23 protein-coding genes are annotated in these 18,555 nt (G+C 42.4%); 13 read left to right on the top strand and 10 right to left on the bottom strand.

Annotated elements, in window-relative coordinates:
• Positions 1 to 245 precede the first annotated feature (245 nt).
• From BGI33_RS00115 to BGI33_RS00100, 4 genes are all read left to right on the top strand, one after another.
• Positions 246 to 515: a hypothetical protein gene (locus BGI33_RS00115; protein WP_100089359.1), complete on the top strand. Its 270-nt coding sequence runs from the start codon at positions 246 to 248 to the stop codon at positions 513 to 515.
• 508 nt (positions 516 to 1,023) lie between these two features.
• Positions 1,024 to 1,821, top strand: a complete 798-nt coding sequence (locus tag BGI33_RS00110; RefSeq protein ID WP_100089462.1) for a polyamine aminopropyltransferase — start codon at positions 1,024 to 1,026, stop codon at positions 1,819 to 1,821.
• Between the two features lie 68 nt (positions 1,822 to 1,889).
• Positions 1,890 to 2,225, top strand: a complete 336-nt coding sequence (locus BGI33_RS00105; protein WP_100089358.1) for a (2Fe-2S) ferredoxin domain-containing protein — start codon at positions 1,890 to 1,892, stop codon at positions 2,223 to 2,225.
• Positions 2,226 to 2,230: 5 nt separating this feature from the next.
• Positions 2,231 to 2,866 carry an alpha/beta hydrolase gene (locus BGI33_RS00100; protein WP_100089357.1) on the top strand — a complete coding sequence of 212 codons (636 nt, stop codon included), beginning with the start codon at positions 2,231 to 2,233 and terminating at the stop codon, positions 2,864 to 2,866.
• A 291-nt stretch (positions 2,867 to 3,157) separates the two neighbouring features.
• On the opposite strand, the gene BGI33_RS00095 is transcribed toward BGI33_RS00100, so the two are convergent.
• Positions 3,158 to 3,724, bottom strand: a complete 567-nt coding sequence (locus BGI33_RS00095) for a TetR/AcrR family transcriptional regulator (protein ID WP_100089356.1) — start codon at positions 3,722 to 3,724, stop codon at positions 3,158 to 3,160.
• Between the two features lie 173 nt (positions 3,725 to 3,897).
• Here BGI33_RS00095 and BGI33_RS00090 point away from each other — a divergent pair, with 173 nt between their 5' ends.
• The 7 genes from BGI33_RS00090 to BGI33_RS00060 all read left to right on the top strand — a co-directional run bounded on the left by BGI33_RS00090 (position 3,898) and on the right by BGI33_RS00060 (position 8,254).
• Positions 3,898 to 4,449 (top strand): HPP family protein, encoded by a 552-nt coding sequence (locus BGI33_RS00090; protein WP_100089355.1) that lies wholly within the window; start codon positions 3,898 to 3,900, stop codon positions 4,447 to 4,449.
• Positions 4,450 to 4,723: 274 nt separating this feature from the next.
• Entirely contained in the window at positions 4,724 to 5,389 is a 666-nt protein-coding gene (locus BGI33_RS00085) for a hypothetical protein (RefSeq protein ID WP_143557247.1), read from the top strand.
• Positions 5,386 to 5,823 carry a putative T6SS immunity periplasmic lipoprotein gene (locus tag BGI33_RS00080; RefSeq protein WP_100089353.1) on the top strand — a complete coding sequence of 146 codons (438 nt, stop codon included), beginning with the start codon at positions 5,386 to 5,388 and terminating at the stop codon, positions 5,821 to 5,823. The genes BGI33_RS00085 and BGI33_RS00080 overlap by 4 nt, the downstream gene beginning before the upstream one ends.
• 168 nt (positions 5,824 to 5,991) lie before the next feature.
• Entirely contained in the window at positions 5,992 to 6,435 is a 444-nt protein-coding gene (locus BGI33_RS00075) for a putative T6SS immunity periplasmic lipoprotein (RefSeq protein WP_100089352.1), read from the top strand.
• A 170-nt stretch (positions 6,436 to 6,605) separates the two neighbouring features.
• Entirely contained in the window at positions 6,606 to 7,046 is a 441-nt protein-coding gene (locus tag BGI33_RS00070) for a putative T6SS immunity periplasmic lipoprotein (protein ID WP_100089351.1), read from the top strand.
• A gap of 170 nt (positions 7,047 to 7,216) precedes the next feature.
• Positions 7,217 to 7,645, top strand: coding sequence for a putative T6SS immunity periplasmic lipoprotein (locus BGI33_RS00065; RefSeq protein WP_100089350.1), 429 nt, complete (start codon positions 7,217 to 7,219; stop codon positions 7,643 to 7,645).
• A gap of 171 nt (positions 7,646 to 7,816) precedes the next feature.
• Positions 7,817 to 8,254, top strand: a complete 438-nt coding sequence (locus BGI33_RS00060) for a putative T6SS immunity periplasmic lipoprotein (RefSeq protein WP_100089349.1) — start codon at positions 7,817 to 7,819, stop codon at positions 8,252 to 8,254.
• Between the two features lie 529 nt (positions 8,255 to 8,783).
• Here BGI33_RS00060 and BGI33_RS00055 read toward each other — a convergent pair.
• A complete protein-coding gene (locus BGI33_RS00055; RefSeq protein WP_100089348.1) occupies positions 8,784 to 9,065 on the bottom strand; it encodes a hypothetical protein in 282 nt (93 codons plus the stop codon).
• 323 nt (positions 9,066 to 9,388) lie between these two features.
• Here BGI33_RS00055 and hslO point away from each other — a divergent pair, with 323 nt between their 5' ends.
• Complete coding sequence (hslO, locus tag BGI33_RS00050; RefSeq protein ID WP_100089461.1) at positions 9,389 to 10,303, top strand: Hsp33 family molecular chaperone HslO; 915 nt, start codon at positions 9,389 to 9,391, stop codon at positions 10,301 to 10,303.
• 230 nt (positions 10,304 to 10,533) lie between these two features.
• On the opposite strand, the gene BGI33_RS00045 is transcribed toward hslO, so the two are convergent.
• The 8 genes from BGI33_RS00045 to BGI33_RS00010 all read right to left on the bottom strand — a co-directional run bounded on the left by BGI33_RS00045 (position 10,534) and on the right by BGI33_RS00010 (position 16,124).
• A complete protein-coding gene (locus BGI33_RS00045; RefSeq protein WP_180297074.1) occupies positions 10,534 to 10,830 on the bottom strand; it encodes a hypothetical protein in 297 nt (98 codons plus the stop codon).
• Positions 10,775 to 11,224 (bottom strand): DUF2778 domain-containing protein, encoded by a 450-nt coding sequence (locus tag BGI33_RS14030; protein ID WP_373885068.1) that lies wholly within the window; start codon positions 11,222 to 11,224, stop codon positions 10,775 to 10,777. Before BGI33_RS14030 ends, BGI33_RS00045 begins: the two co-directional genes overlap by 56 nt.
• A gap of 422 nt (positions 11,225 to 11,646) precedes the next feature.
• A complete protein-coding gene (locus tag BGI33_RS00035) occupies positions 11,647 to 12,969 on the bottom strand; it encodes an aminopeptidase P N-terminal domain-containing protein (RefSeq protein ID WP_100089346.1) in 1,323 nt (440 codons plus the stop codon).
• Positions 12,970 to 12,971: 2 nt separating this feature from the next.
• Entirely contained in the window at positions 12,972 to 13,367 is a 396-nt protein-coding gene (locus tag BGI33_RS00030; protein WP_100089345.1) for a VanZ family protein, read from the bottom strand.
• A complete protein-coding gene (locus BGI33_RS00025; RefSeq protein ID WP_100089344.1) occupies positions 13,364 to 13,573 on the bottom strand; it encodes a dioxygenase in 210 nt (69 codons plus the stop codon). The genes BGI33_RS00030 and BGI33_RS00025 overlap by 4 nt, the downstream gene beginning before the upstream one ends.
• Positions 13,574 to 13,644: 71 nt before the next feature.
• Positions 13,645 to 14,373, bottom strand: a complete 729-nt coding sequence (locus BGI33_RS00020) for a YebC/PmpR family DNA-binding transcriptional regulator (protein WP_100089343.1) — start codon at positions 14,371 to 14,373, stop codon at positions 13,645 to 13,647.
• A 169-nt stretch (positions 14,374 to 14,542) separates the two neighbouring features.
• On the bottom strand, positions 14,543 to 15,019 hold the full coding sequence (locus BGI33_RS00015) for a low molecular weight protein-tyrosine-phosphatase (RefSeq protein ID WP_100089342.1): 477 nt from the start codon (positions 15,017 to 15,019) through the stop codon (positions 14,543 to 14,545).
• A gap of 1 nt (position 15,020) precedes the next feature.
• Positions 15,021 to 16,124, bottom strand: coding sequence for a conjugal transfer protein (locus BGI33_RS00010; protein WP_100089341.1), 1,104 nt, complete (start codon positions 16,122 to 16,124; stop codon positions 15,021 to 15,023).
• Between the two features lie 214 nt (positions 16,125 to 16,338).
• Between BGI33_RS00010 and htpG the strand changes: the two genes are divergently transcribed.
• A complete protein-coding gene (gene htpG, locus BGI33_RS00005) occupies positions 16,339 to 18,237 on the top strand; it encodes a molecular chaperone HtpG (protein WP_100089460.1) in 1,899 nt (632 codons plus the stop codon).
• The last annotated feature ends 318 nt before the right edge of the window (positions 18,238 to 18,555 follow it).

Raw genomic sequence — 18,555 nt, 5'->3', positions numbered from 1 at the left:
AATATAGGTCGTAATTAAAGAAAAAGAGTAAAGAATATCTCCGCAACAGAAAAATTACGGTTACAACCTTGCATCGTGCGCAATTTCAAAGACCAGCACTTACAAACGAGCAATATATACGCGCATCTGCATCAGATTTTTTACAGCAATGTACAATTATCTGCGTTACCGATTTGCCATTGCGTGACCAGATTCATACTGTTTGGCAGCAGGAGGGAGCACAACGGTGACTTACCGGCTTTTGTGTGTTTGACCCGTATCGCAAGCATCACATCTGTACCCAGCTTGGTTTGGCCGATGATGGCTCAATCAGTACAGATATTTTTATTCTGGGCATAGAAAATACCATGATTGCGGCACTGAGCATGACTATCGCCGCTGAATGCATGGAATTGCGTAGCGTATATCTGGCTAGTATTCAAAAAGATATCCGCCAGATTATCCAGATGCCCCACCTGCCCAAACAGGCTTTTACAATAGCCATGCCGATAAGTGTTGCCACTCATCTGTTCTGAACACAAACATCGTATGGCATTGGCAATGCATTCATTTCAAAATCATAATCAGGACATATTCAATCTGGCCGATTTTGCTGCATACAATGAAATTGTGCAGATCTATAAAGATGTGTGCGGCAGTGAATAGCGCATTGATGTATATACTACGCAAATAGCCAGCAAGTTAGCATGTAAACATTATAAATGTAGTGATATATTATCCGTCCTTCACAAACAGGGTTTTTGCGTTCTTTAAATAAAACATAAATCCTGCCATACATATATAATACGCCTGCACAGACCTCACTGTGTGTACGGTTAAACCGGTCTGCTCAGTGAGCTTGTATTTTTGCCAGCAGCTCCTTACAGTACAGTGCTGGCTTACTTATCCACAATACCAGCTTACTTAGCAGATTCCTGATACTCTGCTGATTAACGCTGGCGTGAACAAATATACGTAGCCGGCGCTTATCCAGTTACCAAACAGGCGCCCACCAACCCATGTTATCTGATGATGGAAACCACCATGCCACAACATCCTTATCGCCGTTTACGTCCCGCACGCCATGAATTACCGGAAGTAGGCATATCCGAATCAGGTAACATCCGTTCCTTGCATCTGGGTACGCCTACCATTCAAAGCTCAATGAATGTAGATAATCCGGCCGAGCTGGTACTGTCATACAGTCGTGCCATGATGGCCTGGCTGCTGTTTGTCGATGATATGCCGCAGCATATTACCCAGATTGGGCTGGGCGGTGGCTCATTTGCGCGCTGGATTGATGCCTATCTGCCTGATACCAGCCAAACTGCTGTTGATATCAATCCGCAGGTCATCAGCATTGCGCGCAGTATGTTTGAATTGCCGTTTGAAGGTGAAAAATTCGAAATTATCGAAGACGATGGTGCCGAATACATCAAAGTATTACGAGGCAATACCGACATCATTCTGGTAGATGGCTTCGATGGCGAGCAGATTATAGACAGTCTGGTAGCTGAACCATTTTTTGCTGATTGCCGTCAGGCACTCAGCGAACATGGCATCTTTGTCACCAACTGGTGGCAGGGTGACAAACGTTTTCAAACCTTTGTACGCCGCCTGCGCGAAGTATTTGACAACCGTGTGCTGATGGTGCCGGCAGAAACCCATGGCAATATTGCCGTACTGGCCTTTCAGCAGCCACCATTACTGCGCGACTGGGATAAGCTGAAAAAACGTGCCGGGCAGCGCGCCAGCCAGTTTAATCTGGATTTACCCGCCATGCTGGCTGCCATAAAAGCTCAGCAGGTACACGGCAATCGTCCGCTGTCATTTAATGATTAAATAACCTCACGCTGGCGCACCAACTCGCACTGCCAGCGTAAACAGGCAGAAAGAATAAAGGAAAACCCGTGAGTTATTATGCCAAACATCTGTTTGTCTGCACCAATCGCCGTGATAACCCGTGCCGCCAGAGCTGCGGTGACGATAACGTCGGTGCCGATGCAGTTGATTACCTTAAAGGCCATGCTAAAGCAATGGGGCTGATGGGCGTGGGTAAACTGCGCATCAGCAGTGCCGGCTGCCTCGGACGCTGTGATGAAGGGCCAGTTATGGTACTGTATCCGCAGGGGCGCTGGTATACCTATGTAGACGAAAGTGATTTACAGGAAATTCTCGATGAAGAACTGGCTAACGACCGTGTCGTTACCCGTTTATTAATGGATAAACCCGAAAGTAGCGAGTAAACCCGATGCTAAAGCAACAACCCAACATCTGGATTAACGGGCCGGCAGGACGGCTGGAAACCATCTATCTGCCGGCACAGGGCACCGCCCGTGGTGTAGCCGTGATTAATCATCCTAACCCATTACAGGGCGGGCTGAATACCAACAAAGTCGTACAGACTGCTGCCAAAGCACTTACCGGACTGGGCTTTTACTGCTATCTGCCCAATCTGCGCGGTGTGGGCAACAGCGATGGCGAGCATGATTATGGCCGCGGTGAAGTAGCAGACTGCCTTGCTGTAGTTGATTTTGCCCGTTCCCAGCATCCAGAAGTGAACAAACTGGTGTTGTCCGGCTTTTCCTTTGGCGGCTATGTTGCCTTATTCAGCGCCTTAACTGCCCGTCCGGATGCCTTACTGCTGATGGGGCCTGCGATTGGCATGTATCCTGTTGATGCACCCAATGCCTACAATCCAGCCACCACCTTGCTGATTCATGGTGAAAAAGACGAAGTAGTACCACTGCAAAACAGCATGAACTGGGCAGAGGCGCAGGATTTACCTGTACTGGTTGTGCCGGGCTCCGGCCATTTTTTCCATGGCAAACTGATTTTGCTGCGCCAGTGGATTGAGCGGCTGTTTCCAGCGTTACTGGTTGAATAATAAAAATATTACTACCCTGAATGCTTAAATAAAATATAAGTAATTAAATATCAATACACTGATTTTAAAAGAGTTGTTCAGGGTAAATCAGAATTTACCTGCTCAGAATCTTATATTGGCAAGCACACCTATTAAACAATATAGCCAACAGCTGAAAATAGGCAAGCCAATATAAAATTAATAAAGCACGCTATCAGTTGATTACAGAATGTGCAGTACGCATCAATTCCTGATTTAAAATCACATCTGCATAAAATTGACGATTAGATAGATAAACGGCTATTAATGATTTTATGCATTAGCGTTACCAATAGCGTCAACTATATCATATATATATATCTTTTCTCGTTCAAAATCATGCCCCTCAACACCAAAAACCGATGCGTAGGCAATCATACCTTCAAGTATTAACATAATCAGGCAAGCCGCCTGCTCACATGCTGCGGTTCCGCCCAGCCATTGAGCAATTGAAGCCTGCATCCATTGTTTGTGTTCTCTAACAATAGAGCATATTTCTTCACTCCTATTGCCATATTCAGCCTGAGCACGCACAAACATGCAACCGCGATAGTCGTCATCATTAAACCACCTGATATGCCATGAAATAAGCGCATTAATTTTATCTTTTTTCTCCGAAAATACCGCAATCACATCTGTAAGTGACTTTTTAAAAAAAGCATTCCTCCTAAGTAATACTTTACTCACCAGCCCATTTTTGTCACCGAAATATTTATATAACGTTCGTTTCGATACTCCTGCACGTTCTGCAACGAGCTCCAGACTAACAGTGCAGTAACCAAATTCATTAAACAGTGATTCAGCAGCAGCAAGTATCTTATCAATAATTTCAGATTTCATTATTTTGACGTTTTTAGCATATTTTTTAATTTTATCACAATAACACCAATTTGGTTAATTATAAATATTATTTGACCATTTGTGGTTTTAAAAATACAATAAGTAAACGTAATCGTTTACTTATTGTATTTATTTGAACAATAATGTTTACTTATTCATTACAGGAGGAACTCATGTTAGTAAAAATTAAAGGGGGAGAGGCCATGCAGCCCCGACCTAATGCAGTAGCGATATTGAGAGGTTTTACTGGTGGCACTTTTGGAATTTTCGTGTTACTCCTGATAACTTACTGGAGCGGTACTTTAGCAATCATGGCTCCATTTGGTGCAACATGTGTATTATTATTTGCCGTACCTAAAGCACCATTAGCCCAGCCAAGAAGTGTTATCGGGGGGCATTTTATCTCGGCTTTAGTAGGGATTTTGTTCATCAATTTATTTGGTAATGGAATACTATCCATAGCATTAGCGGTTGGCATATCCATTGCTTTAATGCAATTTTTACGTGTAGTCCATGCCCCTGCGGGTGCAAATCCCATTCTTATCATGATGTCAGGAATCACTGACTATTCATTCTTGTTGACACCCGTACTGATAGGTTCAGTTCTGTTAGTTCTTGTCGCTTTAATAGTCAATAATATCGGAACCGGAACCCATTGGCCCTGTTATTGGCTGGGCTATCGTTCAGGTATGGATAACAAACATATAAAATCAAAAGGGGATTAGCATGCCTGTATAGTTTGGCAGAGTGGTTAATAATATATTACGCCAATTAATATAAAGCAGTGAAACACATAGCGAATTTTCTACTTGATTTATGCGCCAGATATATGATACTAACAATTGAGCACTAAAATAATTTATATCTGGGGAATCCACAGCCTGAAATGGAGGGGCTGGTTTGCCAGAGCACAGGTAAATAACCAGATCACCTGCCGCGAATTAATTGCTCAGTGTGCAGCATACATTACCTGCCATAGTTCAATTGGCCGTGGCTAATATGGCAATCACCAGCAGCAGGCTGGTTCTGGATGATTTTGAATACCGTATAAGGAGAAAATTAATGACTGGATTGCTTGTTAGATATTTATCAAGTGAAATGATAGGAAATCATCTGAAGGCAAAGCCACGACTATTAACACTAGGTGAAATGGCCATGGTGACCTCGGTATTTAAAGCAGCGATTACGCTTACAGACGTACGGGTTCGCAAAGGTCCTATCCTGCCTCTTCAAGGCGAGTATGCAGTAACTCCAATGGGTGAAATATACTGGCCAACAAAAGAGTATTTAGAAGATTATTCCCTTGAAAAGATCGACGACAAGCATTTTTTTATGCATGAAATGGTACACGTCTGGCAATATCAGATGGGAATGTGGGTAGCTCTGCGGGGAGCGTGTAGCTTATTAGTAGATTACCACTATGCATTAACAGACGACAAAGTATTATCCGATTATGGTATGGAACAACAGGCATCTATTATTGCTGATTATTATATTCTAAGAGATTTTGGCTATGACCATTGGTTAAGAAAAACAAAGCAGAAATACAAAGGAAATAAACCCAGAAACAAACAACTTGTACAAGATTTGTGGCTAAAAATGTATGAAAATACCTTGCGTTTATTTTTAAAAAATCCAAAAGATAAAAAGGCGTTATTCGGATGAAACAAAGGTATATTTATTGGTTACTGATGTTTTTAATCTTACCATTGCTTGTAAGTTGTATTTCTTACAATGTTCCAGATATTGTTCTGAAAGACGATGGTCAGCCATGCATCAGTATACCATCGGATGAAGATTTCTTTAGAAGAAATAAACAATTTAAGATTATATTCACAGATGTATTTCAAACAGGGATTGGGGAACTCTGGTCGAAAGATTATCAGTATTCTTCAAAACCGTATTATGTAAAGACACAAGAGTGCTTACGCTTTGACTATCATTTTCAAAATAATATTACCTATTCGGTCGGTTTTACCTCAACAGAAAAAGGAACTGATGAAAATAAGTCATGGTCTAGACATATGCGTATTAAAAAAAATAAGGATGGGACTTTGCAATTACTACTTGATGAGCATGCCAGAGATGTAACTCAATAATGCTTCAAAAGAACAGGGTGATGATATTTGGCATACAGTAACAAAGCAAAAATACAAAGGAAACAAGCCTAAAAACAAATAACTTGTACAAGACCTCTGGCTAAAAATGTATGAAAATACTCTGCATTTATTTTTAAAGAATCCACAAGATAAAAAGGCGTTATTCGGATGAAACATATTCACTGGCTGCTGATAACTTTGCTTTTAGGCATAATAACAGGTTGTTTTGTGCATTGTAATATGCTTTATACGCCGGATATTGTTCTCCAAGACAGTGGCCAACCATGTATAAGCATACCATCGAATGAAGATTTTTTTAAGAGAAATAAAAAATTTAATATTATAGATACTGGTGTATTTCAAACAGGGGTTGGGGAACTTTGGTCCAAAGACTATCTGGATCTTTCAAAACCATATTATGTAAAGACTAAAGAGTGCTTACGTTTCAACTATCATTTCCAATATAACATTACCTATACGATACATTTTATGTCCACAGAAAAAGGAGATAATATAAATAAACCATGGCTTAGAGATATGCGTATAAAAAAAAATAAGGATGGGACTTTGCAATTATTACTTGATGAGTATGCCAGAGATGTAACTCAATAATGCTTTAAAAAAAATGGGGGTGATGATATTTGGCATACAGTAACAAAGCAGAAATACAAAGGAAACAAGCCTAAAAATAAATAACTTGTACAAGACCTCTGGCTAAAGATGTATGAAAATACCCTGCATTTATTTTTAAAGAATCCACAAGATAAAAAGGCGTTATTCGGATGAAACATATTCACTGGCTGCTGATAACTTTGCTTTTAAGCATAATAACAGGATGTTTTGTGCATCGTAATATGCTTTATACGCCAGATATTGTTCTCAAAGACAGTGGCCAACCATGTATAAGCATACCATCGAATGAAGATTTTTTTAAGAAAAATAAAAAATTTAATATCGTAGAAACAGAGATAGTTCAAACTGGTGTTGGACAGTTATCATTGAAATATTATCATGATCTCTCAAAACCGTATTATGTTAAAACCCAAGAATGCATTTATTTTGACTACCATTTTCAAAATAATATTACCTATTCGATCGGTTTTGCATCAACAGAAATAGGAGATGCTGAAAATAAACCATGGGTTAGATATATGCGTATTAAAAAAAATAAGGATGGGACTTTGCAATTATTACTTGATGAGCATGCCCGAGATGTAATTTAATAATGCTTTAAAAGAATAGGGTGATGATATTTAGCATAAAGTAATAAAGCAGAAATACAAAGGAAGTAAACCCAAAAACAAACAACTTGTACAAGATTTGTGGCTAAAATGTATGCAAATCCCCTGAGTTTATTTTTAAAGAATCCAAAAAATAAAAAGGCGTTATTCGGATGAAACGAAGATATATTTATTGGTTACTGATGTTTTTAATCTTACCATTGCTTGTAAGTTGTATTTCTTCGGGTCTTCCAGATATTGTTCTGAAAGACGATGGTCAGCCGTGTATAAGCATACCAGCAAATGAAGATTTTTTTAAGAGCAATAAACAGTTTAATGTCATGGCAACAGAGATAGGTCAAATCGGTGTTGGACTGTTATCATTGAAATATTATCATGACCCTTTAAAACCGTATTATGTTAAAACCCAAGAATGCATAAATTTTGATTACCATTTTCAAAATAATATTCCCTATTCAATCAGCTTTACGTCAACAGAAAAAGGAAAAAATAAACCATGGGTCAGATTTATGCGTATTAAAAAAAATAAGGACGGGACTTTGCAATTATTACTTGATGAGAATGCCAGAGATGCAACTTAATAATGCTTTAAAAGAATAGGGTGATGGTATTCGGCATACAGTAACAAAGCAGAAATACAAAGGAAACACGCCTAAAAGTAAACAACTTGTATAAAATCTATGGCTAAAGATGTATGAAAATATCCTGCATTTATTTTTAAAAAATCCACAAGATAAAAAGGCGTTATTCGGATGAAACAAAGATATATTTATTGGTCACTGATGTTTTTAATCTTACCATTGCTTGTAAGTTGTATTGCTTCAGGTCTTCCAGACATTGTTCTGAAAGATGATGGTCAACTATGCATCAGTATACCCTCGAATGAAGATTTTTTTAAGAGAAATAAACAATTTAATATTATATCTACAGATGTATTTCAAACAGGAGTTGGGCAACTTTGGTTGAAAGATTATCAGTATTCTTCAAAACCGTATTATGTAAAGACCCAAGAGTGCTTACGCTTTGACTATCATTTCCAAAATAATATTACCTATACGATCGGTTTTACCTCAACAGAAAAAGGCAATAATGAAAATAAGCAATGGCTTAGATATATGCGTATTAAAAAAAATAAGGATGGGACTTTGCAATTATTACTTGATGAACATACCCGAGATGTAACTCAATAATGCTTTAAAAGAACAGGATGATGGTATTTGGCATAAAGTAACAAAGCAGCGATTCAAAGGAGACAAGCCTAAAAATAAACAACTCGATACACTGTTGCTTTGCACTGCTAATAGGCATATATCTTGATATCAACAAGTGGCGAAATAACGCCGTTACACCATAACGGTGCTGGTTTGTTTTCTACTTTAGTATATTGTTTTCCATCTGTCGTTGCTTAAACTCTTCTCGTAAGCCAATCAGTTCATGTTCTTTCGGCCTGCGCCTATCTTTTGCCTTAAAAAGTCCGTTTTTGTTTGATTGATTTATCCAGTGGTCTAAAGCAGATAATGTCAAATCATGTTCTGGCACCTATTCAGTGCGTGATTTCGCTTGCTGATAAGGTTTAGCTGTTTATCCGTTGAAATCTGCTCTGGATGTTTGTTTTGCACGTTTTTTGATTTATCTTCTTTTTATAAAGCTAAGTTTAGTTTACCCGTTAGAGTAAATTATATGACTTGGTGTAGCCATTCCATGACAGTGAGAATTAACTCAGTTTTTTTGATGAGGTAGGAAATAATAAAGGCACTTACATAGTGGAACGCCAAAAATAACCCATAATCCAGCCGGGTCAAATTCTCCATCAGCCAAGGCAATTTTAGCTGTATTTAATAAATCATCTATGAAGAATGATAATTTTTTCATGAGTTGCCAAACGGGATGAACGAAAAATACTATTGCCTGACATATTGTGTAAATAACTATGAATAATGCAATGGAATGTAGGCGGCTATTTGATTTTGCAATTTGCATGGTTTGTGCTTTCTTTAACATACAACATATCTGTATGTTTCAATGCCATTTTTAAGTGTAACCAGTTTTAAAGAATATAACTGTTTCTATCATTATTATTAATGATATGGTACTAGTGAAAGCTATATCTTTAAAGTTATATTTTATTAATATTTATTTTTTATCAAGTGTGTGAGCAGTTGCTGTATTTTGATATGCCAGTGTATCGCTTTCTATTTATACAGCTCTTATATTTCGTATGCTGAATTGATTGGGGTTTTCAGGTTTTGGTCTGGTGATAATCTGACTTGATTTTTTTGGCCGGTGCGGCCATATTGGCTGATTATTTTGCTGGGATGGTAATGATGACAGAAAGTAAGATGGCTAAGGCAGATCAGTTGACGCGTTTTATGTTTGATGATTGTCCGGTGCGTGGTCTGCATGTGAATTTGCAGCAGGTATGGCGGCATGTGGCGCAGAATAAGGCTTATCCGAAGGCGATTCATCAGGCTTTGGGGGAGCTGACGGTAGCGGCGGTGTTGCTGGCCAGTAATTTGAAGTTTGATGGTAATCTGATTGTGCAGGTGCAAGGTAAGGGGGTGTTGAAAATGCTGGTGGCGGAAGCTACGTCAGCAGCAACCTGCCGGGCAACTGCGCGCTGGGATGAGTCTGCGGTAATTGATGAGAATATGAAGCTGGTGGATTTGCTGGGTGAGGGCGGCATGTTTGTGCTGACTTTGCAACCGGCTCAGGGTGAGTCATGGCAGGGGGTGGTGGAACTGGCCGGTGACAGTATTGCGCAGATGCTGATGAATTATATGGCGCGCTCGGAACAACTGGCGACTCATATTACGCTGGCGGCAGATGATGAGCATGCCAGTGGATTGTTGCTGCAAAGATTGCCAGAACAGGACATCGAGGAAGATAGCTGGACGGAATTGTCTGCGCTGGCTGGTACGCTTACTGGGGATGAGTTGTTGCAACTGGATGCTGAGACTTTGTTGTACCGGCTGTTTCATGAACATGAGGTAAGGCTGTTTGCGCCGCAGGATGTGGAATTTGCCTGTACCTGTTCCCGTGCCAAGGTGGGTGATATGCTGCTGTTGCTGGGTGGACAGGAGGTAGGTGAAGCGGTAGTGGAGCAGGGCAGTATTGAGGTGAATTGTGATTTCTGTTATGCGCGCTATGTGTTTGATGAGGCTGATGTGAATGCTCTCTTTGGCAGTGATGTTGTGGCAACGGCACAGCAGGAGCTGGCGGCGCGGCAGTTGAATCATTAGTACTGAGTTTGCAACAGAAAGCAGCCAGCGGGATTCGCTGGCTGCTTTTTTGCAGACAATCAATTCAAATAATAGCTTTATATTATTTTTGATAAAGGTCTGTATGCAGGTAGCGAAAATAAATTACGTCATTTTTTTCCAAAGCCATACTTGATATTATTGGCATAGGTTGTAAAAGAATTAATTGTATTTATCTTATCCTGAAAAGAGGCTTTACCTGATTGTCAAAATTAACTTAGTTTTTTGATGAGGTAGAAAATAATAAGAGTACATAATAAGGGAACACCAAAAATAACCCATAATCCAGATGGATTAAATTCACCATCAGCCAATGCGATTCCAGTTATATTTAGTAAATCATCTATGACGAATGATAATTTTTCTATGAGTTGCCAAACAGGATGGACGAAAAATACTATTGCCTGACATATTGTGTAAATAACTATGAATAATGCAATAGAATGAAAGCGACTATTTGATTTTGCAATTTGCATAATTGGTGTTTCCTCTAATGACAATTTGTCCATATGCTTGAACGCCATCTTTGACTTTAACTTTTTTTGTAGAAAGAAGTGCCCTTCTAAGCATTTGAAACTGCGAATATTGGCGAAATGTTATACAACCCCATGATTCACCGGAACCATTTGGGCGTAATGGATGTAGCCTAAATCCGCCTCTTTCAACGCCATTAACAAAAAGGTGATCACTCATCGTTAAATTGCTATACAACCCAAACCATTCACTGTGGTCTGTTCCATTTATATAATCTTTTATGAAAGTCTGTACACGATTAGCAAAGCTACCCTCAGGACGCGGGACTATCCCATAAGTTCCAGAAGGAAGGGCTGCCTTATTCTTAAATGCACATTCTGCAATATTTGTTGTTGGATTTACGCCCGAAAAGACGTCAAATACTCCTATCCCGAAACATATTTAATTTAATAGATTTACCATCTGCCGTAACGTTATTTTAATCCATAGCACACTGAATCATCGATTACCCTTTTGTCATTTATGACGGTTATTGCTTGATCATGTTTATCCATCTATGGCCAGTACGTGATATATATATTTGTTATATATAAAAATATAACTATTTCTATCACTGTTGTTAATGATATTATATTATTGAAAATCTTAATTTCAAAATGATATATGGTGTAATTGTTTCTTTTTTATCTATCAACTAATGTGAATGCTCTCTTTGGCAGTGATGTTGTGGCCACGGCACAGCAGGAGCTGGCGGCGCGGCAGTTGAATCATTAGTACTGAGCTTGCAAGAAAGCAGCCGGCGTAATTCGCTGGCTGCTTTCTTGCTGTCTGATTGTGGTAATGCTGCTGTTTTAATGCTGCATTAATGTTTCTATCTCTGTGGTGGTTTTGGGCACGGAGGCGGTAAGGATTTCGTTGCCTGTTTCGGTAACGAGTACGTTGTCTTCTATGCGGATGCCGATGTTATGAAATGCTGCTGGTATGTCATCGGCAGCGCTGATGTACAAGCCGGGTTCGACTGTGGTTACCATGCCGGGCTGTAACAGGATAGGCTGTTCGTTTTCATCAAAGCGGCCGCCAACATCATGGACATCCAGACCGAGCCAGTGGCCGAGGCCATGCATGTAAAAGCGTCGGTAGGCTTTAGTTTCGATATTTTGTTCAAGGCTGCCATGCAGTATACGCAAATCTATGAGCCCCTGAGTAAGCATGCTGATGGCTGTGGCGCTGATAGTTTGCCAGTTGGCTTGTTTGACGGTAGCGGCAATACTGGCCTGATTAGTGGCCAGTACGATGTCGTAAATATCTTTTTGCGCGCTATTGAAGCGGCCGCTGATAGGGAAGGTACGGCTGATGTCGCCTGCATACATCTGGTATTCGGCACCGGCATCTATCATGAGTAGTTCGTTGTGCTGAAGCTGGCAGTTATTGCTGACGTAATGCAGGCAGCAGGCATTTTTGCCACTGGCGACGATGCTGTTGTAGGCAGGGTAGCGTGCTCCGCGCTGCATGAATTCGTGCAGGATTTCGGCTTCTATCTGATATTCATATTGTCCCGGGCGGGTGGTCTGCATGGCGCGGATATGCGCTTGTGCACTGATTTCGGCGGCTGTGCGCATTAATGCCTGCTCATGCTGGTCTTTAATGAGACGCATTGGGTCGAGTATGGTGGCCAGATTGACCATGCTGTCTGGTGCGAGGGTGCTGCCATTGGCGCTGCGATAGTTAGCGATGCGGGCAACTTCGTACCATAATTCGATTAGTTTCGGGTCGTTTTCAGGATACAAACCCCATAGGGCAAAAAGGCGCCGATGTCCGGGCAGGGCATTTCTGAGGTAAGTCGGCCATTGGCTGATGTCGTCGGTGGCATCAAAAGCAAATATTTCCCGTGCTGCTGTGTGACCATAGCGAAAGCCATTCCAGATTTCTTGTTTGGGGTCTTTATTACGGCACAGCAGGGTGGCGCTGTGTTCTCGGCCATTTAGTATCAGTGCGGCGCCGGTTTCGGGAAAGCCGGTCAGGTAATGAAAATAGCTGTCCTGCCGAAAAGGGTATTCTGTATCATTGCTGCGGCGCTGTTCTGGTGCGGCAAAAAGAATGGCAATGCCATCTTCGCCGATTTGTTCCAGTACTTGCTGACGACGTTGCTGATAAACGGTAATGTCGATATCCATTGTTAATATTTCTCCCTGTTGCTGTTGCTGTTGCTGTTGCGGCGAGCAGTTTGTATTTGTTGAGCCAGCCACAGTGCCAGTGCTGCACCGATGAGGTCGGCAATGGCATCCATTATATCCCCTTCACGGGTGGTGAATAGTGCCTGAATGGTTTCGCTGGCTGCTGCCCAGATGATTGCTGTTATGATAAACAGGCGTTGTGGTATGGTGATGTTGGCACTGAAGTAGGCTTTGGCCAGTAACCAGAACTGACCGAAAAACAGGCCGAAGTGGCAGATTTTGTCGAACTGGGGAATGGGTACCGGATTGCCGCCGGCTTTGAAAAACAGAAAGTAGATGCTGGCGATAAACCAGCAGGTGGCCAGTAACAGCCATTTGTTAAGGTAGGCAATTTTCATTGGGGATTGGTTTCGTTCAGCCATTGCTGGCATAGGGAAGCCAGACGGATAAATTTGCTGCCACGCTGCTGGAAGAGTTGCTGCCATTGCTGCACTGTCTGTGTATCCGGTGCTTGATCAAGGCTGCATTCGTTTAACCAGAAATCGAGGACTTCGGCACATTCTCCGGCTGAAGCTGTTTGGAAAAGTTGGGTTGTGGCTTGCATGAATCTGTAGGTACTAATGGTTGTGGGGCGGTGAATAATAAAAAACGGACTGGATTGCAGTCCGTTTTGTTTTATTCAGTTTCCAGTACGGCGGTGGTGTACACGTTCTGGACATCATCCAGGTCTTCGAGTGCATCCAGAAGTCGCTGCATTTTTTCTGCTTCGGCTCCTGCCAGTACGGTTTCGTTGACTGGGCGCATGGTTACTTCGCCATCTGCGGCATGAAAGCCGGCAGCTTCGAGTGCTTCTTTGATGCTGCTGTACTGATAGGGCTCGGTGATGACTTCTTTGGAGCCGTCTTCCTGAATGATGACGTCTTCGGCACCTGCTTCCAGTGCGGCTTCCATTAAGCTGTCTTCGTCTACATCCGGGCTGAAAAGCAGATAGCCCTGATGGGTAAACTGGAATGCTACGGAACCATCGGTGCCCAGATTACCGCCATGTTTGGTGAATGCGTGGCGTACGTCGGCCACGGTACGGGTTTTGTTATCGGTGAGGCAGTCTACCATGACTGCTGCGCCGCCGATGCCGTAGCCTTCGTAACGCAGTTCTAAATATTCAACGCCTTCGAGATTGCCTGTGCCTTTGTCTATTGCACGCTGAATATTGTCTTTGGGCATGTTGGCATCGGTGGCTTTATCCATGGCCAGACGCAGGCGCGGGTTGGCGTTTGGATCACCGCCTCCGAGTCTGGCGGCAATGGTAATTTCTTTGATCAGGCGGGTGAATATTTTGCCGCGTTTGGCGTCCTGACGTCCTTTACGATGCTGGATATTGGCCCACTTGCTGTGTCCTGCCATTTTGAAATCCTTGTTTTTGTGATGATTTTATGCGTTAAAACAAAGCCAAAGCTTGGGGCTTTGGCAGGTTGGAACGCCATCAAATAATTGAAATATGGTATTAATTTTACCATATTGCTTTTTTATTGAGTAGGTTGCTATCTTGTATAAATTGGGTGGGTAATCTGAGCTATTTTGTACGGTTGTTTTGCCAGTGGTTTAGCCAGGCGATGCAGCCGGCGTGGACGATGGTGTAGGTTTCGCTGAAATTGCCGCTGAAATAGGGGTCGGGTACGTAATCGTATTCGCTGTCTAGCAGTAAATCGGTAATTTTATAGACTTTGTCTGGGCGATTGCTGCCAAAAATCCGGGATAAATCTTGCAGATTTTTGTCGTCCATGGCGATGATATGGTCGTAGATGGCGATGTCTTCCGGCTTTACTTCGCTGCTTTGGAAGCCATTGGTGTTGATGTTGTGCGCATGCAGAATGTCTTTACTGCCTTGATGCATGTCTTCGCCGTTGTGCCAGCCGGAAGTACCGGCGCTGGCAATTTCAATCTGTTGACTCAGGCCTTTTTGGGCTATCAGATCACGCAGAACATATTCAGCCATGGGTGAGCGGCAGATGTTACCCAGACAGACAAACAGGACTTTGGTGACAGACATGTTAGTGACTCCGTGGAAAAAGGGGATTGTGCCCTATCATGTTGATAGACTGGGCATAACTGGGAAGTTGCGCCTGTGTGCTGATGGGTTCGTGCAGCAGGCGGATATTTTCAACTTGGCATTCGGCCAGTAAATCAATGAAATTTTGTACGATGCTGTCGATATTATCAGCCTGAGTGAGCGGCCAGTGGAAAATTTGTGGCTGTAGTTCGAATGCGCTGTCGGTAGCGTTAAAGCCAAACAGAATTTTTCCACCTTCCTGTGCCGCGATGACGACACCTACGCGCGGACTTTGCAGGCGTATGGCGCGTATGGCGTTGGTGGTGAATACATCGCAGGCCATGCGCAAACGCATGGTATTACCTGAACGCAGGGCATTCAGGGGCGATTGTGGAGAAAGCGGGTTGATGAATAAAGTGGCACCGGCGGTAGCCAGATGGGTTTGCCAGACTTGCATCAGGGGCAGGGCGGTATCGGCCAGATTGTAGTTCAGGGCAGGCTGAATGTCTGTGCTGGTAAAACCCAGGGCGTAGAAAACCTGTACTGATTGCCCGCTTTCTACCAGTAGCAGTGAATGTGGTAACTGGCCGAGGAAGTTGGCGGCCACTTGCGGGTTTTGTTTGGCTGCAAACCACTGGCTGGCCTTGATATGGGTTAAGGTGGTGTCATTGATGAGATAGTCTGCCCAGTGAATGTTATTCCAGGCTTCAGTCCAGGGCTGGTTTTTAAAGGTTTCGGCGATGGCGGCTGCGGGAATGGTTTCGGGCAGGCGGATATTTTCTTTGGCACCACCTACTACTATGACAGGTAAAGCCAGCCACTGTACTTCTGTCTGGTTGTGTGCCTGTAATACTGTTTCCATGGTGTTCCACAGGATATTGTAAATATCGCTATTGGCAGCCATGGCCAGTGCTACTGAAAGGTTGGTGTAATTATTTTGTGCCAGCATTCGGGTGATTTCTGCTTGCAGGCTTTCGCGGGCGAGGGTGGTTTGGGCTTTTGATGTAGGCGTTACCAGACTGGCTGCATGCAGTAACAGCTCGTTTTTAACGTGGTCGGTAGGATAGGCACGTGTATCTGGCAGACAGTGATGTGTGGTATTCATAATGTTGAGTCAATTTTAGTAGACTTGTGTAAATGTGCTATTGTAGCAAATTAGTTTTGGCGGAAATGCAGATGCTGATATCTGGTTGTATTTATTTGCTTGCTGGTGTAAGTGGGCAAGCTGGTAATTTGGGCAACAGGCTGGCTTGAAACTGGATTGTGCTGCCCTTATTTTGAATCTACAACAATTATTTTTAGGTATTTTGAGAAAGATTATGAAACAGACACACAGTTTCCAGACTGAAGTAAAACAGTTGTTACAGTTGATGATTCATTCTTTATACAGTAATAAAGAGATTTTTTTGCGTGAGCTGATTTCCAATGCGGCAGATGCTTGCGACAAATTACGCTTTGAGTCATTGAATGATGCTTCTTTGCTTGGGGATGATACGGAATTCAGAATTACTGTTACTGCGGATGCGGAGGCTAAAACGATTACAGTATCTGATAATGGTATTGGTATGAATGAAGCAGATGTGATTGAACATCTGGGTACGATTGCCAAATCTGGTACTAAAGCATTTCTGGAAAAGCTGACGGGTGATGATAAGAAAGATGCCAATCTGATTGGTCAGTTTGGGGTAGGCTTTTATTCTGCATTTATTGTAGCAGACAGGGTAACTGTTGAAAGCCGTAAGGCTGGTGTGGCTGAAAATGAGGCGGTGCGCTGGGTGAGCGCCGGTGATGGTGAGTTTACTGTTGAATCCATCAGCAAGGCTGCGCGTGGTACGGATGTGATTCTGCATCTGAAAGAAGACGAAAAAGATTTGTTGTCTGACTGGACGTTACGCCGGATTGTGACTACTTACAGTGACCATATTTCTGTGCCGATTTATATGAAAAAGGCGCCGGAATATGATGAGGAAGGTAATGTAAAACCTTCAGATGAGCTGGAGGTGGTTAATCAGGCTCAGGCTTTATGGCAACGGCCGAAAAATGAAATTACTGCTGAGCAGTATCAGACTTTTTATCGTCATGTATCGCATGATTATGATGATGCTCTGGCATGGACGCATTTTCGTGTGGAAGGCCGGCATGAATATACGGGGTTGCTGTATGTGCCTAAACATGCACCGTTTGATTTGTATGAACGTGAACCCAAGCACGGGGTGCAGCTGTATGTAAAACGTGTGTTCATTATGGACGATGCGAAAAAGCTGATGCCTTCCTACCTGCGTTTTATCCGCGGTGTAATTGACAGCAGTGATTTACCGCTGAATGTATCACGTGAAATTTTGCAGGAAAGCCGTGATCTGGATGCTATTCGTTCTGGTAGTGTGAAAAAGGTATTGTCTTTACTGGAAGACCTGAAGAAAAACCAGCCGGAGAAATACACTGAATTCTGGCAGGTATTTGGCAATACGCTGAAAGAGGGTGTTGCTGAGGATTATAATAATAAAGATAAAATTGCTGGCTTATGCCGTTTTGCCTCTACGCATAATGATAGCAGCGAGCAGAGTGTGACGCTGGCTGATTATATTGGTCGCATGAAAGAAGGGCAGGAGAAGATTTATTATATTACTGCCGATAGTTATGCTGCTGCCAAGAATAGCCCGCATCTGGAAATTTTCCTGAAAAAAGGTGTTGAGGTATTGCTGCTGACTGACCGTGTGGATGAATGGGTGGTAAACAGTCTGCCGGAATTTGATGGTAAAGCTTTGGTGAGTGTGGCCAAGGGTTCGCTTGATTTGGGTAATCTGGCCGATGAGGAAGAAAAAGCGGCACAGGCTAAAACTGAAGAAGACAATAAGGACTTGGTTGAGCAGGTTAAAGCAGCTCTGGGTGATAAAGTAGATACTGTGCGTGCAACAGCGCGGTTAACTGAAAGCCCGGCCTGTCTGGTGGTTGGTGAGCATGATATGAGCCAGCATCTGGCGCGCATGCTGGAAGCTTCTGGCGCGGCCGGACAGATTCCGCACACCAAGCCAACGCTGGAAATTAATCCGGAACATCCGCTGATTAAGAAAATTGCAGGGGAACAGGATGAAACTCAGCGCAATGAGCTGGCTGAGCTGGTATACGATCAGGCGCTGCTGGCAGAAGGTGGCAAACTGGAAAATCCGGCTGCATTTGTAAAACGCATGAATCATTTATTACTAACATTAAATCAGTAAAGCTGTTTATATGGTTTATAAAGGCTGTCTCGTCTGAGGCAGCTTTTTTATTGCTGTTTGAATAGTTGTTTTATTATCTGACGGGGCTTGTGGCAAAGTGGTATAAGGTAGATAAATTCAATTATTTATTTTGCTGTAATTATAATTTCTTTCCGATATGCTTTGTTTGATAAGAAAAATTAAATACATTCAAAAACATGATCAGTGGTATGAGATTGCGTACTATCTTTATCGCTCAGATAGGTTAGTTCAACACGGGTTTATGGTTTCAGAAGCTGTTTTATAAAATAAAATGTAAAGAAATTTTTGATTAAATTA

The organism is Snodgrassella alvi, assembly GCF_002777425.1.
GTDB classification, from domain to species: domain Bacteria; phylum Pseudomonadota; class Gammaproteobacteria; order Burkholderiales; family Neisseriaceae; genus Snodgrassella; species Snodgrassella alvi_B.
Note: the sequence above shows the minus strand (reverse complement) of the source record. Positions and strands in the feature narration are given on the sequence as shown.